The organism is Prevotella sp. LMAG:51 (assembly GCF_008680225.1).
Classification (GTDB): Bacteria; Bacteroidota; Bacteroidia; order Bacteroidales; family Bacteroidaceae; genus Prevotella; species Prevotella pectinovora.
The window spans coordinates 110,062-125,769 of record NZ_NALQ01000015.1; the positions used below are offsets into that span (position 1 = coordinate 110,062).

The 15,708-nt window shown below is 52.0% G+C and carries 12 protein-coding genes; 2 read left to right on the top strand and 10 right to left on the bottom strand.

Translation table 11 applies throughout. The annotated features are described in order from the left end of the window. Window positions 1–29: 29 nt before the first annotated feature. Together CCC32_RS04790 and CCC32_RS04795 are read right to left on the bottom strand one after the other, a co-directional pair. On the bottom strand, window positions 30–1,874 hold the full coding sequence (locus tag CCC32_RS04790) for a right-handed parallel beta-helix repeat-containing protein (protein ID WP_287072675.1): 1,845 nt from the start codon (window positions 1,872–1,874) through the stop codon (window positions 30–32). Window positions 1,875–2,094: 220 nt separating this feature from the next. Further along, on the bottom strand, window positions 2,095–3,006 hold the full coding sequence (locus CCC32_RS04795; RefSeq protein WP_287072678.1) for a helix-turn-helix domain-containing protein: 912 nt from the start codon (window positions 3,004–3,006) through the stop codon (window positions 2,095–2,097). A 510-nt stretch (window positions 3,007–3,516) separates the two neighbouring features. Here CCC32_RS04795 and CCC32_RS04800 point away from each other — a divergent pair. After that, on the top strand, window positions 3,517–4,212 hold the full coding sequence (locus CCC32_RS04800; RefSeq protein WP_287072680.1) for a vitamin B12 dependent-methionine synthase activation domain-containing protein: 696 nt from the start codon (window positions 3,517–3,519) through the stop codon (window positions 4,210–4,212). A 680-nt stretch (window positions 4,213–4,892) separates the two neighbouring features. On the opposite strand, the gene glsB is transcribed toward CCC32_RS04800, so the two are convergent. From glsB to topA, 8 genes are all read right to left on the bottom strand, one after another. Further along, window positions 4,893–5,891, bottom strand: a complete 999-nt coding sequence (glsB, locus tag CCC32_RS04805) for a glycine N(alpha)-acyltransferase GlsB (RefSeq protein WP_022317487.1) — start codon at window positions 5,889–5,891, stop codon at window positions 4,893–4,895. A 77-nt stretch (window positions 5,892–5,968) separates the two neighbouring features. Next, window positions 5,969–6,793 carry a lyso-glycine lipid O-acyltransferase GlsA gene (gene glsA, locus CCC32_RS04810; protein WP_042518113.1) on the bottom strand — a complete coding sequence of 275 codons (825 nt, stop codon included), beginning with the start codon at window positions 6,791–6,793 and terminating at the stop codon, window positions 5,969–5,971. A gap of 207 nt (window positions 6,794–7,000) precedes the next feature. After that, a complete protein-coding gene (locus CCC32_RS04815; RefSeq protein WP_287072829.1) occupies window positions 7,001–8,230 on the bottom strand; it encodes a M16 family metallopeptidase in 1,230 nt (409 codons plus the stop codon). A 364-nt stretch (window positions 8,231–8,594) separates the two neighbouring features. Beyond that, window positions 8,595–9,062: a PG0215 family putative anti-sigma factor gene (locus CCC32_RS04820; RefSeq protein WP_042518127.1), complete on the bottom strand. Its 468-nt coding sequence runs from the start codon at window positions 9,060–9,062 to the stop codon at window positions 8,595–8,597. Continuing rightward, window positions 9,052–9,567 (bottom strand): GFO_1088 family ECF-type sigma factor, encoded by a 516-nt coding sequence (locus tag CCC32_RS04825; protein WP_042518111.1) that lies wholly within the window; start codon window positions 9,565–9,567, stop codon window positions 9,052–9,054. Before CCC32_RS04825 ends, CCC32_RS04820 begins: the two co-directional genes overlap by 11 nt. A gap of 242 nt (window positions 9,568–9,809) precedes the next feature. Continuing rightward, on the bottom strand, window positions 9,810–11,702 hold the full coding sequence (gene speA, locus CCC32_RS04830; protein ID WP_022317492.1) for a biosynthetic arginine decarboxylase: 1,893 nt from the start codon (window positions 11,700–11,702) through the stop codon (window positions 9,810–9,812). 139 nt (window positions 11,703–11,841) lie between these two features. After that, complete coding sequence (locus CCC32_RS04835; RefSeq protein ID WP_042518109.1) at window positions 11,842–12,414, bottom strand: shikimate kinase; 573 nt, start codon at window positions 12,412–12,414, stop codon at window positions 11,842–11,844. Window positions 12,415–12,433: 19 nt separating this feature from the next. Continuing rightward, the gene (gene topA / locus CCC32_RS04840) at window positions 12,434–14,758 is read right to left on the bottom strand and encodes a type I DNA topoisomerase (protein WP_022317494.1); all 2,325 of its coding nucleotides are present in this window, start codon (window positions 14,756–14,758) and stop codon (window positions 12,434–12,436) included. A 238-nt stretch (window positions 14,759–14,996) separates the two neighbouring features. Between topA and CCC32_RS04845 the strand changes: the two genes are divergently transcribed. Next, window positions 14,997–15,662, top strand: coding sequence for a uracil-DNA glycosylase (locus tag CCC32_RS04845; protein WP_044074412.1), 666 nt, complete (start codon window positions 14,997–14,999; stop codon window positions 15,660–15,662). Window positions 15,663–15,708 lie beyond the last annotated feature (46 nt).

Sequence of the window (15,708 nt, forward strand, 5' to 3'; positions counted from 1 at the left end):
ATGTTGTATTCTATTGTTTTAGTAGTGGATTATCGCCTCAGTCTGCCGGCGGCTTCCTTCGTAGCCTTGTCCACCTTCGGTCCGTTGCCTTTTATCAGCATGTTCTTTCCCGGCTGGTTGTAGCCGAAGAGTTCCTTCGGACACCAGTTGCCGGTAACGGTATATCCGTCGGTGGCCTCATCGAAATAGATGTAGAAGGCGCGGTCGTTGGTGGCGTATGGAGCCTCATGCAGGTCTTCTATCCTGTTGTTCTTTATTTCTGATCCCGGCTGCGACGACAGGGTGTATATCCCTCCCACATCATAGAGCTGGCGGGCGAAGTCGTGCACGTAGTTGGCAACTATCCTGTTGTTGCGCATCCCGCTCTCCCGTGGGGTCCATCCCCACCCCACGCAGATGCCGGAGTAGTTGAGATGGTGCACCTCGTTATGGCTTATCTCGATATTGCTGACGTAGCCGGCTGCTATTCCCACACAGCTCCAGTCCTCGTTGGCGGCGTCGCTCACCTCATTGTCGGTAATCGTTATGGCGTCGCAGAGATCAGATGACACGAGCGGTTTGAAGGGCACATGGGTCTCGAAGCCTCCGTCGGGGAAATGTCCCACAAGGATTCCAGTGCCGCCGATGTCTGAGAAGGTGCATCCGCTGACCGTGGAACGGGATGCTGCCAACTGATAGTCGAGTGCTGTCGCTCCGAGATGGACGAAGCGGCAGTCCTTGAAGTCTATGCCGCTGGCATGACGGATGCTGACGGCAGCTTCAGGACGGGCTATCCAAGCCTGGTTCTCAAGCGATGCCTTCTCCGGCAGTCCCGGCTTCTGCAGCTTGTAGGCGTCTGTCATGCGGAAACCGCCCTGCAGCGTCACCAGTCCTTCGTATAGCGGACGTGTCCATGCGGAGTGGGCGAAAGTGATATTCTGGAACTGTATGTCGTGTACCGTGCGCTCCCTCGTGCCGTCAACGGAAGCCAACGTTTCCATCACCGGCACTATGGCCTCGACTGTAGTCATGTCTTCTCCCTCTCGTGGCAGATAGTATATCCTGCCGGAGGGATAGTCCTGATACCACTCTCCCGGAGCATCGAGCAGCTGTGGGGCGTTGACGAGGCAGAACGATGAACAGCCTTTCTCACCGTCTATCACGGGTTGTGGCCATGGGTGTTCGAATTCAAGCTGACTTTCAGGTTCATGGAATGACACCTGAGTGTAGCCATTGCCGAGGGGCCGCATTTCCTTTACTCTCAATATTGCTATCGCCCACCGCTGATGAACGAGCATTTCGAGTTCTCCTGCGCCGGAGAGGTCTTCTTTTGGCGTGGGTATAGTGATGGTGCGTGATGCCGCATCGAAGTCTTTCATGCGAATCATCTCGCCATAACGGCCCTGCTGTGCCCTGACCGCCTTGTTGCCGTTTACCCACAGCTGGCGGCAGTATACTATCCTGTTTCCGCTTCTTGGAGCGTCTGCCACCCACACGCGGCTACGGACATTCTCAGGAATCCTCGTGTCTGAACATCCCTTATGCCAGCCGTCGAGAGGCATTCCTCCGCTTATCACCGTCGGTTTTCCGCCGTCATCACCGCATATCACAGTGGGTGAATCCGGTGTGCCGGAGTCTTCGGGGCGCAGGAACAGCGGTTTCTGCAGACGGTAGTCTCCGCCACTGAGGTGGATGCGGATGCCTCCAGCCGTTTCCTGTCTGTTGAGCCGGCGCCACTCCCTCGCCATCCTGATGGCGGCGGCAGGAGTGAGCAGAGGGGCACTGACTGTGCCAGGAGCGGTGTCGCTGCCTGTAGGAGCCACATATATGTCGCCTGCCATGACGGGTGTTCCCATAAGGAACAGCAGGAGTGATGAGAATATTGTCTTTATCATTGTCTTGTAGGTAGTTTTTTACGAAGGGAAAGGACACAGTATAATAATCCTCACCCTATATATCAAGACGTTGGCACACGCCTCTTTGTAATGCTCTTTATCATGAAAAAATCCGACAGACAGGTTTTCGCTGCAAGCCGGAACTGGAATATATGAAGAAAGCGGCAGACTAATCCCCAAACGGTAATCAGAATGTTTGTGGTTAATGCCGCCGCACTCCTCACTTTGCATCGTCTTTCGGAACGGAATTCTGCAGTATGTATCTGTACTCCTTTGGCGATGCTCCGAAACGGCTCTTCACGAACTTTCCGAAGAACGAGATATTGGGGAATCCCAGGCTGTCGGCGATTTCCTTCACCGACATGTCGCTATATTTGAGTTTCTGGGTCACCTGCTCGGCTATATACTCGTGTATCCACTCCAAGGCTGTCTTGCCGCTCACCGACTTGCACACCGTTGAGAGATATTTCGGAGTGACACAGAGCCGCTCGGCGTATGACTTCACGGAGCGGTCGCTACCGTTGACATTGGCAAGCATCTCTATAAAGCGGTGGAACAGGAGTTCGCCCTGTCTGAAACCGGCATCCATCCTCTTGACATCCAGATTGGGGGCGATGATGGCGGCAAGCTCATAAAACATACAGTGGAACAACGACTGCATTATCTCCTTGTGGTAATAGCCGTGGGGATTGTCTATCTTGTAGCGTATGAGCGAATAGTATTTGTCGATGAGAAAGCGTGACTCGCCGGAGAGATGGATGACGGGGTTTCTCGCCACGTATGCCATGATGTTCCACACATCGCGGTTGATAATGAGACTCTTGCGCATCGCCTTGTATGACAGGGCCATGAGTTTCACCTCATAGTCGGGAGAACACTTGCTCTTGTTTATAAACGAGTTTGGCGGACATATCACCAAGTCGCCTGCCACAGCCTTCACGCTGACGCCATTGATGTCGCACTGCATCTCTCCCTTCTCCACAAAGCCAATCGTCACCATCTCGAGTCTCACCGCGCGTTCCACATGGGCATGGTCATTGCTGTTGAGCAACACGATGTCGCCATCGGTATAGTTCACCAGACCTTTCTCCACGAGATAGTCGATATTCACGTTCAGCTCTTTCTCTTCCATAAATATATCTGTCGTTAGATAAATAATTCTTTCCTAAGTGAAGGTAAAAGCATACCAATTTATTTTTTCACCGTCTCTAAAAATGTTCAGACCGCAAATATAGTCATATTTTCTTAAAACATTCTTTTTTCCAAAGAAAAGTGTTCAAAATATCCACAACTTGGAAATTAGGAACAGTATATCTGGCCGTTCGCTATTACTCATTAAAAGCCAAACAAAATACACTCTTCTAAATAATCAAAATACAAGCAAGACCTAACGACCGATTCGGGTTTAAAATGGGCACGATGCTTGCCCAACACAGGCATATATTCCCATGGTCGTGTTTACAGAGTTCTGCCAATACAAGCAAATTCCAGACATCAGCAAAACACCGTTTATTTTTGCAACCAAAATGGCTGCCAATAAAAAAAGCCACCCTTGTGCTCTCATATTACCTTTTTTTCATACTTTTGCATCTATAGACACAGCACAGACAGTCTGTGTGGCACGATAATAAATTACAACATCATGTTTGAGAAACATCTGACTTACGACGACCTCGACATCACCGACCGCGAACTGCTCATACAGATGGGCTACGGGGAGGCGGAGGCTGACGACGACACCAGACTGGAGATTGAGAGGATGAGAGAGAGGGTGAGGGATATACTGAAGCCACGATTCTGCTTTCACATCGAAGAGGAGGGAGAACTGGACTGCCACTCGAAGACGCTCACCACCGGCGGACACACGTTCGGCATCGGACCGATTATCACCTCACAGCTGCGCGGATCGGAGGCTTACGCATTTTTCGTGGCTACGAGCGGCATGGAGTTTGAAAGGCTGCAACGCCAACTGGAAGAGGAGGGCGACATGGTGAGGGTGTTCATCGCCGATGCCATGGGAAGCGTGATAGCAGAGAAGACCGCCGACATCATGGAGCGCTGGCTGCAGGTGTTCATAAACGGCAGAGGATGGAAACACACCAACCGGTTCAGTCCGGGCTACTGCGGATGGCACGTGAGCGAACAGCAGATGCTCTTCAGTATGCTGCCGGAGAAAGACCCTTGCGGAGTGAGGCTCACCGACTCGTCGCTGATGGTTCCGATAAAGAGCGTGAGCGGTGTGACAGGACTCGGCAGGGAAGTGAAAAAGCTGGAATATACATGCGGATTGTGCAACTATGCCAAGTGTTACAAACGAAGGAAAAGGGAGCGGAAATAAGCGTTTGTTGTATGCATCCCACTTCTAAAGGTTTTTTCTATCTTGAGTTAAAGATAACAAAAGCGAACAAAAAAAACGGTTTGAAAAAGACAAGGGATTGACTTTATTGCTATATTCGCAAAATACATAGAGATACACATTCTCAATCTATTGTTAATAGGTTACCATGCCGGGAGGCATTGACCTATGTGTATCATTTTTTAGCAAAAAAAGTGGTAATAGATTGTTTGTAGTTACTGACGACGGCAAGTCGTTGCCGCATTGGGGTGTCATAAGGTTAAAACTATTAAAGGATAACTATAAAATGACACCCCATTTTTTTTTATCCCCCATAGCTTCCTACTGTGCAGATGATTCCGCTGGCATCAGCCACCTACCTGAGCAAATGATTCTACTGTCATCAACCACCTACCAGTACAAATGATTCCGCTGACATCAGCCCCCACCTATCCTCCCCCGTAGGGGAGGGACTGATTACACTGGAGTATCGATTATTCTGAAATATCAATTGCTCTGGAGTATCTGAATTTCAACAACTTACCCACAAACCGGAGTAACATGCATCTCCCCTACGGGGGAGAACGAGAGGGGGCTGAAGTTCAGTTGCAGAGTAACTATGTCCCCTCCCTTTGGGAGGGCCAGGGTGGGTTGTGTGGGTTGTGTGGGTTGCCCTGCCATCATCACTCTTTCTCCGTTTCCTTATATATGATAGGATTTGCACCGCTGGTAAGGGCGAGGGCCTCAGGATGGTCCTTGATATAGGAGTCGATGTGGCGCATGCGCTTCTCCTCCAGAATCTCGTCAACGGCAATGAGGATTCCCGTCTCCTCCACGTCGCCGAAGCCATCGTTGATGGCGGTGCCGAAGAGCTTCATCGTAGGACTGAGGTTCATGTATGCGTTTACGAGCGGCGGGATATTGTAGCCCATCTTTCGTATCTCACGGTTGAGAATCCTGTAGTCTGCCTTGAAATCATCCTCGCAGAATATCTCTTCGAGTTCCTTCGGGTCTGTCTCTATCTTGAGCGGCTCCATCGGTATCACGAGGTTCTCCTTGTCGTCGAAATGCTTCTTCAGGAAATACAGTATCATGTCCCTGCCCTTGCGTATATACGAGGGATACATGGTCATCTTGCCGAAGAAATACTTCACGTTCGGCATTATCACGGTAAGCGCTCCCAGTCCGTCCCACAGGTTGTCGAGGGCAAATAGGCTCTTGGCTCCCATTCTGGAGCTCTGATAAGGAAGCGCCACGAAGGAGCGACCCAACTCAATGGTCTGCGGCATGTATTCCTTCATGAACTTGTCGGAAAAATGGAACATGTGGCTCGTGGCGAGCACGGGCTGTCCGTTGGCGTCAACATCAACGTCGGTGCCAAGGATATAGCGATAGCCGCCGATGATCTCTTCAGCCTCCGGATTCCACACGATGAGCTGCTTGTAGCTGTTTGGCATGGTGTCGAACTCATCGATATCCATACTCTTGCCGGTGCCGCCGCCAGCCTCTCTGAAGGCTATCTCACGAAGACGGCCGATTTCCTTCATCACGTTGGGCGCTTCATGAGCCGTTACGATATATATTTCGTTGTTGCTCTTGTTTGTCATTCGCAGCTGGCGCTCTGGAGTGAGCTCCTGCTTGAGCAATTCCTTATCTATTGGCTGGATAATCTCTTGTTCCATTTTCTGATGATATTGTTGTAAGAATATCTGTTCTTTCTTGTTACTGACTTGTCTTTGTTTCTCTCCCCTCTCTTCCATTACAGCTCATACACCTTGTCCTCTACGTAGAGTGCCCATTGCTTGGGTGTCTTGCTCTTGTCGAAGGTCTGCCACGGTATCGGCTTGCCTATCTTGATGGTGAATTCCTTGTGGACGTTCTTGTACATCTCGTCGACGAGGAACAGCATGGCGATATTGAACTTTATGCCGAGCCGCTTGCTGATGTTGGCAAGATTATAGAAGAAGTTGGAGTTCTGCCCTCCGAAGTGTATCGGCACTATGTCGCGGTGGTATTCCACGCTCTTCGTCACGAAGGTCTTCGTCCAGGGAATGTCGTGTATCCTGCCTTTTATACGCCTTGAACAGAGTCCGGCGGGAAACATCAGCATGTGGTTGTCGCTGTTGAATCCAGCCTCCACCATGGCGGGGAAATTGCGGCTCTGATGTCCGGTCTTGTTTATCGGGATACAGAGCGGGGCGAGTCCCGGCAGGTTCATGAGCAGGTCGTTCACGAGATATCTGAAGTTGCCGTCGTAGTGTTTTCCTATCACGGCTCCGAGCGCCACTCCGTCGATGCCTCCGAGGGGATGGTTGCTGACGAAGGTGTAGAGCTTGCCGTCGTTCTTGTCGGGCAGGTTCTCGGCGCCTTCAATCTTGAGCGTCATGTCGAGATACTTCACACAGTCTTCGAGCCACTCCACACCGATGTGGTCCTTGTGCTCCCACAAGAACGCGTTCACCTCTTTCTGGTGGATTATATGCCTAAGCCATCTGGTGAGCACTCCCGGCACGTAGCGTGCCTTGTCGCCCATCTTGTCCTTAAGTATTTTGTCTATGTCAATCGTATTCTCTGTTACTTCCATCTAATCCGGATTCTTTTCTCTTTTCATAAAAAAAACGAGGTCGAGAAGTGGCCTATCTTTTATGCTTATGCAAAAATAAGCTATCTTTTTCAAATATGTTACTTTTTTAACTAAAAAGTTGCCCAAGTCATATATTTATTACGATATAGTAACACTCGGGAGTTTATTTTCATCCCTGCAACGTGCAGAATGCGACAAAAGCGCATCTCATTCATATATCAGCGTGGTCATCCTGTCGGGGTCGAAGATGTCGAGTGCCGCCTGCTGTATTTCCCGCGCCGTTACGTTGTCGATGTCTGCCATCAGCTTCTCCACGTCTTTCAGCCAACCATAATGAAGGAATGCCTTGCCGAAATCGAGGGCGAAGCTCTCCCTGTTGTCACATGCCACGCCTATCTGTCCCTTTATCTGGCGTTTGGCTGCCTTGAGCTGACTTTCTGAGAGGGGACGGTCCATAACGCGGTCGAGCTCGCGGCGCACGAGGCGAAGGCATTTCTTTACGTCCTTCGGGTCGCAGCCGAAATAGGTGCACCAGAGTCCGGTGTCGGAATAGCTCACCATGGAACTTTCCACCGTGTAGACAAGGGCGTTGCGCTCTCGCAGCGAGATATTGAGGCGTGCGTTCATGCCTGGTCCGCCAAGGATGTTGTTGAGAAGATAGAGGGGCAGACGGTGGTTGTCGTGTGCGCTGTACGCCCTGTTGCCCACCATGACATGTGCCTGATGGGTTCCCTTGTCGTGTACGATATGCTGGGGCTGGTATGGGGGCAGCGTTATGGAGGGTGTCACGTCGACGAGCGGCTGGGCGGCAGGAAATGCCGATGTGGCTCTCTTGAGCTGTCGCACCACGCTCTTGAAGTCTACGTCACCATATACGAAGAACACGGTGTTCTCCGGCCTGTAGTAGCGCTGCGTGAAGCGCAGGGCGTCGGCAGTGGTGTATGTACGGAGGGTGTCGGCAGAACCGAGGATATTGTGCCCCAGGGGATGTCCGGCGAAGATGGCATTCTCGAAATCGTCGAAGATGAGCTCTGCCGGCGAGTCGTTGTAGCTCTCTATCTCGTCGCATATCACTTCCACCTCCTTGTCTATCTCCGCCTGCGGATAGGTGCTGCCGAACACGATGTCGGTGAGGAGGTCTACGGCACGCGGGAAATGGTTTTTCAGAATGGCGGAATAGTACACCGTGTCTTCCTTGTTGGTAAAGGCGTTGAGGTCGCCTCCCACGCTCTCCAGCCTGTTGAGTATCTGCATTGCCGAACGGTGGCGGGTGCCCTTGAAGGTGGTATGCTCGCAGAAATGTGCCATGCCTTCCTCGCCTTCCTTCTCATCGCGTGTGCCGGCACACACTTCATATCCACAATACACCACGGGGGATGCTGACGGACAGTGGATAGCACGCAGTCCGTTGTCGAGAGTCGCCGTATTATATTTCATGTTGTCTGTCTCCATCTTTTAGTCGTGCAAAGGTAATGCAAAAAAGCGACTAAAATGAAAGAAACGGGATTTTATCCAAAATCGATCATTAAGGGGTTGCCTGGATTTTGATTTCTTAGAAGAGTGGATTTTGTCTTTTATCACAAACCGGGAGACTTTAGGCTGTTTTCTTTTGGAGGGGGCATCAGGCTGTTGGGGGCTTGGAAGATAAGCATTCCGGCGGCATAGCGCAAAAAAAGGCCGCTGCGACTATTGTCCAGCGACCTTTTACATCAGTATGTTATGAAAAATTTGAGAGAATGAAGCTTCACAGCTTCGGAGTTGTTTTAATAATATTGTTTTGAGAAAGCATAGAAAAAAATTCTTATTTCAGTATTGCGGAGACAGCCACGGTTTTCTTCAGCGTGTCCATCTTCACGGAGTCGCCCATCGCCACCGACGGACCGTTGTGCACCTTCGGTGTCACGGCAACGGCAGCTGGCATCTCGTCGCCCTCTTCGTTGAATGCCATCTGCGAGGCATTTCCGAGGGTCAGGATTATAGCCACCACGGCGGCGGCCTTGAATAGCGGCATCATGCGCTGACGCAATGTCACCACCTTTGCCTTCACCGTCACAGGCTCGCCAATGAGAGCCTCCATCCTTGCGTCGAAGTCATCACCGAGCACGTTCTCCTCCTCAGCCTTTGCATAAGCAAACAACGGCTTGTATGGGAGAAGGCTTGCAGGGATGTCGTCCTGACAGAAGAATGCTTTCAGGATAGCCTCCTCCTCAAGGGTGGTCTGGCTGTTCCAGTAGCGCTCCAATAGCTGTTCGATGTATTTATAATCCATATTCTGCATTTTCGTTGAACTTTTGTTTTACTGCCTGTCTCGCACGGTAGATATTCACCTTTACCTGTTCTTCGCTGATGGAAAGCACCTCGGCGATGTCTTTGTAGCTCTTGCCTTCGAAATCGCGCAGCTGCATACAGGTTTTCTGCTTCTCCGGCAGCCCATCCACGATCCGCTTCACCATCTCCAGCATGTCGCGCTGTTCGGTGCGCTGGTAGGGAGTAGCCATGCTTGTGGCACGAGGCTCCAATGTGTCTTGGTCGAGCGACTCTTCGCGCCACGACGAGCGCTTGGTCTTGTCGAGAGCTATGTTCCTGCATATCGTCAGGCTGAACGCCTCTATCGAGTCGATGTCTTGCAGGGTGTCCCGCCGGTCCCAGACTTTCATCAGCGTATCCTGTACGACGTCTTCTGCTTCCTCCTTGTTCATCGTGATGCGGAGGGCAAGGCGGAAGAGCACGTTTTTCAACGGCAGCACATCGTTTCGGAAACTGACTATTTTCATTTGCCTCTATTGTTAAGACGATTAGGTTTTGAAGAAGTTACAGAAATGGGCGACTTTTCTATGCTTTTAACTTTTATTCAGATTCTACGGGTCGTTTGGCGTCCTTTTCCGGATATCATCTATATCCCGGTTTTCCTTAGCCAAACTATCCCACCCTACCCTCTTTTGCGTAAAGGTATGGATGGGATAATCATGGTATGCTTGGTGTATTATCCCAAAACGCCCTAATGACTGATTTGGGATTATTCCAGATAGGTGTATCCGTAGAGTCCTGACCTGTAGTTGGAGAGGAATTCCTTGCCCTCTTCCAATGAGATCTTGCCTTGCTTCACGCTCTTTGTCACCCAGCGCTCAAGCTGTCTGACGAGCTCTTTCGGCTTGTACTGCACGTAGCTGAGCACCTCTTCTACGGTCTCGCCGTCGAAAATCTGGTCGATGCTGTATTTGCCGTCTTTCACTGAGATATGTACGGCATTGGTATCGCCGAAGAGGTTGTGCATATCACCGAGGATTTCCTGGTATGCTCCCACAAGGAACACTCCGAGATAGTATGGCTCGTTCTTGCGCACGGTGTGTACGGGCAGGATATGCGATATGTTGCGGTTTGTCACGAAGTTGGCTATCTTGCCGTCGCTGTCGCAGGTGATGTCCTGTATCGTGGCGCTGCGCGTAGGTCTCTCGTTGAGTCTCTGCAGCGGAACGATCGGGAAGAGCTGGTCTATGGCCCAGCTGTCGGGCAGCGACTGGAAGAGGGAGAAGTTGCAGAAATACTTGTCGGCAAGCAGCTTGTCGAGTTTCTTCAGTTCCTCTGGCTGATGCTTGAGGGTCTTTGCCATACTGTTTATCTCGCGGCATACGCTCCAGTACATCCTCTCTATCTCGGCACGTGTCTGAAGGTCTACCATGCCATGGCTGAAGAGGTCGAGTGCCTCCTCGCGTATCTGCTCGGCGTCGTGCCAGTCTTCCATCATGGAGCGTGGGTTGAGGTTGTCCCAGATTTCGTAGAGGTCTTTCACGAGCTTGTGGGCACCATTCTCCGGCTCGAACTCCTCGTTCATCTCCGGCAGTGATGCCGTTTCGAGCACGTCGATGACGAGCACCGAGTGATGGGCAGAGAGCGACCGTCCGCTCTCGGTGATGAGGTTGGGGTGATGTATGCCGTTGGCGTTGGCTGCCTCAACGAAGGTATAGAGACAGTCGTTCACATACTCCTGTATGGAGTAGTTCACGCTGCTCTCGCTGTTTGAAGAGCGTGTGCCGTCGTAGTCTACTCCCAGTCCGCCACCGCAGTCAACGAATTCCACGTCGTATCCCATCTTGTGGAGCTGAATATAGAACTGCGATGCCTCTCTGAGGGCTGTCTGAATGCGGCGTATCTTGGTTATCTGGCTACCGATATGGAAATGGATGAGCTTGAGACAGTCTTTCATGTTCAGCTTCTCCAGCTTCTCCAGTGCGGCGAGGAGCTCCGAACTGGTGAGTCCGAACTTGCTGGCGTCGCCGCCGCTCTCCTCCCATTTTCCGCTTCCCGACGAGGCGAGCTTGATGCGCACGCCGAGGTTAGGACGCACACCGAGTTTCTTGGCTGCCTTCGAGATGATGTCTATCTCGTTGAGCTTCTCCACCACGATGAAGATGCGCTTGCCCATCTTCTGTGCGAGGAGGGCGAGCTCGATGTAGCTCTGGTCTTTGTATCCGTTGCAGATTATGAGCGAGTCGCTCTGACACTGCACGGCGATGACGGCATGGAGCTCCGGCTTGGAACCGGCCTCAAGACCGAGGTTGAACTTGCGGCCATGGCTGATGATCTCTTCCACCACGGGCTGCATCTGGTTCACCTTGATAGGATATATCACGAAGCTCTCTCCCTGGTAGTCGTAGGCCTTGGCTGCCTTCTCAAAGCAGCTTGAGGTCTTTTCGATACGGTTGTCGAGGATATCGGGAAAGCGGAGCAGCACTGGCGGTGTGATGTCTCTCAGGGCAAGTTCGTCCATCACATCACGAATGTCTATCTGTGTATTGTCCTTACACGGAGTGACATATACGTCTCCCTTGTCGTTGATGCCAAAGTAGGATGTGCCCCACCCAACCATATTGTACAACTCCTTGGAGTCGTCAACAGTCCATTTCTTCATTTGTCTTAGCTTTCTACTATTATTAAAAATATATTTTTCATGACTCGTCCCTGCCATTTTCCTCCTCCATCACAGGGGGGAATGGCCAGGGGACGAAAGGATTAACTCTGATTATTGTCTGTTTCTATTTGATTATGCATTACGATTTCTGCAAGCCGCCTACCTCTGTCGTGTCTCCAGGGGGGCAGCATTTCAGCATCCGGCGTATCTTCCTCACCGACACTCTCACCTTGTCTCTGGAATCGAGCACGTTGACGTCGAGCACGTGTTTCGCCTTGCTGTAGTATGGTTCCCGTTGCTGGAGCTGCTGTTTGACGAAGGCTTCCACTTCTTCGGGAGTCTTGTTCAGCAGCAGCGGCCTCACGCTCTTTCCCATCTTCAGATGGGCATAGAGCACTTCGGGGGTCGCCTTCAGATACACCGTCTCGCTCTGGAGGTTCAGATAGTCCATGTTGTCGAAGAAGCAGGGGGTACCTCCGCCGCAGCTTATCACCACGTTTTCAAACTCTGCCACCTCGTGGAGCATGTTGCGCTCTATCCGGCGGAACCCTTCCTCGCCTGACTCCTCGAAGATCTGTGCCACGGTGCGGCGCATGCGGCTGGTGATATACCAGTCGAGGTCGTAGAACATCAGTCCCATGTCTTTGGCAAGCATACGTCCCACGGTGGTCTTGCCGGCTCCCATATATCCGATAAGGACTATTCTGTGCATAGGCTCTGTATTGGGATGCTTATTTCTTCACTGCATTGTTGATGATGTCCATACACTCCACATAGGTCAGCTCGGCGGCACGCTCATGCATTGCCTTGGGCAGACGGTAGTTCTTGCCGTCGTAAACGAGGTATGGTCCGTATTTGCCCTTCATGACCTCAAGCTGCGGATCTTCCTCAAACTTCTTCAGATGGCGCATGCTGTCTTCGATGCGGCGGCGCTCTATGAGTGCCACTGCCGTTGAGAGCTTGATGCTGAGGGGATCTTCGGTGGATGGCAGCGACACATACTTCTTGTTGTGCAGGATGTATGGTCCGAACCGTCCGGCGCCTATCACCACCGGTGTACCTTCGAAGTCGCCGAGCGTACGTGGCAGTTTGAAGAGTTCGAGTGCCTCGTCGAGGGTTATTGCCTCCATGCTCTTGTCTTTAGGCAACTGTGCGAAGCGTGGCTTCTCCTTGTCTTCTGCCGTTCCTATCTGTATCACCGGACCGAAGCGTCCGATCTTCACGAACACCGGTTTGCCGCTCTTTGGGTCGGTGCCGAGCTCGCGTTCTCCGGCTTTGTGCTCCTGTCGGCTGTTCATCGTCTTGTCCACCTGCGGCTCGAAGTCTTTGTAGAAATCCTGCAGCATGTCGGTCCACTGCTCCTTGCCCTCGGCGATGGTATCGAATTCCTGCTCCACCTTGGCGGTGAAATTGTAGTCGAGCACATTGGGGAAGTGTTCGAGCAGGAAGTCGTTCACCACGAGTCCGATGTCTGTAGGCAACAGTTTGCCCTTCTCGCTGCCCACGGTCTCTGCCTTCTCTGTGGCTGTGATGGTGTTTCCCTTCAGCGTGTCGATGGCGAAAGTGCGTTCGTCGCCCTTGCGGTCGCCTTTCTGCACGTATCCTCGCTGCTGTATGGTGCTGATGGTTGGTGCGTAGGTTGAAGGGCGTCCGATGCCCAGCTCCTCCATCTTGTGTACGAGGCTTGCCTCGGTATATCGCTGCGGTCCCTGGCTGAAGCGTTCTGTCGACACCATCTCGCCTCGCTGCAGCGTGTCGCCCTCTGCCATTGGCGGCAGCTGGTTTGTGGTCATCTCACCTGAGTTCTCATCATCGTCAGACGACTCTCTGTATACCTTCAGGAATCCGTCGAAGGTCACCACTTCGCCGTTCACGGTGAATTTCTCGTGTGCCACGGTGCCGTCGGCATGGCGTATCGTGATGCCCACGGTGGTCTTCTCTATCTGTGCGTCTTCCATCTGGCAGGCTGCCGTACGCTTCCATATCAGCTCGTAGAGCCGGCGCTCCTGTGCCGTGCCCTCCACTGTCTTGGCGTTCATATATGTGGGGCGTATTGCCTCGTGGGCTTCCTGCGCTCCCTTCGAATGGGTGTGATACTGGCGTGTCTTGTGGTATTTCTCTCCCCATGTAGCCTCTATCTCTTCCTTGCAGGCATTGATGCAGAGGGATGAGAGGTTCACGGAGTCGGTACGCATGTATGTTATCTTTCCGTTCTCATAGAGATGCTGTGCGAGCATCATGGTCTGCGACACGGTGAATCCCAGCTTGCGTGCTGCCTCCTGCTGCAGTGTGGAGGTGGTGAATGGCGGTGCCGGTGTGCGTCTGAGGGGCTTCTTCGTCACGTCGCTCACGCTGAATGCGGCATCCTTACAGTTGTTGAGGAATGCCAGCGCCTCGTCGTGTGTCTTGAAGCGTGTGTCGAGCTCTGCCTTCACCTCTGTCTTCTTGCCGTCGGGACCGATGGCGAAGAATATGGCGTTCACTCGATAGTATGGCTCCGATTTGAATGCCTGTATCTCTCGCTCTCGCTCCACGATGAGTCTCACTGCCACGCTCTGCACTCGTCCGGCAGAGAGTGCCGGCTTCACCTTGCGCCACAACACGGGCGAGAGCTTGAAGCCCACGATGCGGTCGAGCACCCGGCGTGCCTGCTGGGCATTCACGAGGTTCATGTTGAGGAATCGCGGATGCTGGATGGCGTCGAGGATGGCGGGCTTGGTAATCTCGTGGAACACGATGCGGTTGGTGTTCTTCTCGTCGAGTCCGAGCACCTCGCACAGATGCCATGAGATGGCCTCTCCCTCGCGGTCCTCATCGGATGCCAGCCAAACCTTGCTGGCTTTCTTGGCGCTCGACCTCAGTTCTGACACGAGTTTCTTCTTCTCATCTGGTATCTCGTAGTCGGGTTCAAGGGTTTTCAGGTCGATGCTTATTTCTTTTTTCTTTAGGTCGCGGATATGTCCGTAGCTCGACATCACCTTGTAGTCCTTTCCCAGGAATTTTTCGATGGTCTTCGCCTTTGCGGGGCTCTCCACTATGACTAAATTCTCTTGCATTTCTTATATGTTTTTTATTCCGGCACGTTCCTCCCACGTGCCCCTGTTTCACAATTTGGCGGCAAAAGTAAGAAAAAGTTTCACACAACACATTATATAATGTATTAATTTTCTATTTTTTTATCAAAAAACCTATACCCACATGTATGTTGACACGCTCCTGACACAAGAAAAAAGGGTGACGTTATTGCGAATAAGGATTATTCTTATTACTTTTGTTCTAAATTTGCATATTATCATGAACGTAAACATTGAACAGTCGTGGAAGGACCATCTCGGCGAGGAATTCGAAAAGCAGTATTTCGTCGACCTCACAGAGTTCGTGCGCTCTGAATACCTGCGCACCACGTGTTATCCTCCCGGTAAACTCATCTTCAATGCCTTCAACCTGTGTCCGTTTGACAAGGTGAAGGTGGTAATCATCGGACAGGACCCGTATCATGAACCGGGACAGGCACACGGACTGAGCTTCTCGGTGGCTGACGGGGTGGCTTTCCCGCCATCGCTGCAGAACATATTCAAGGAGATACAGATGGACACGGGGGCTCCGATACCGTCGTCGGGAAATCTGACCCGCTGGGCTGAACAGGGTGTGCTGCTGCTCAACGCCACACTGACCGTGAGGGCACACCAGGCGGCGAGCCATCAGCGCAAGGGATGGGAGCAGTTCACCGATGCGGCGATAAAGGCTCTCAGCTCAGAGCGAGAGAATCTGGTGTTCATCCTCTGGGGAGGATATGCCAGGAGCAAGGCTCCGCTCATCGACACGTCGCGACATCTGATATTGCAGTCGGTACACCCCTCGCCTCTGTCTGCCAACCGTGGCGGATGGTTCGGCAACCACCATTTCTCGCGCTGCAACGAATATCTCAGAAACCACGGCATCGAGGAAATAAAATGGTAAGCGGCATCAACTCGTCTACTTGTTAACTTGTCAACTCGTTAACTTG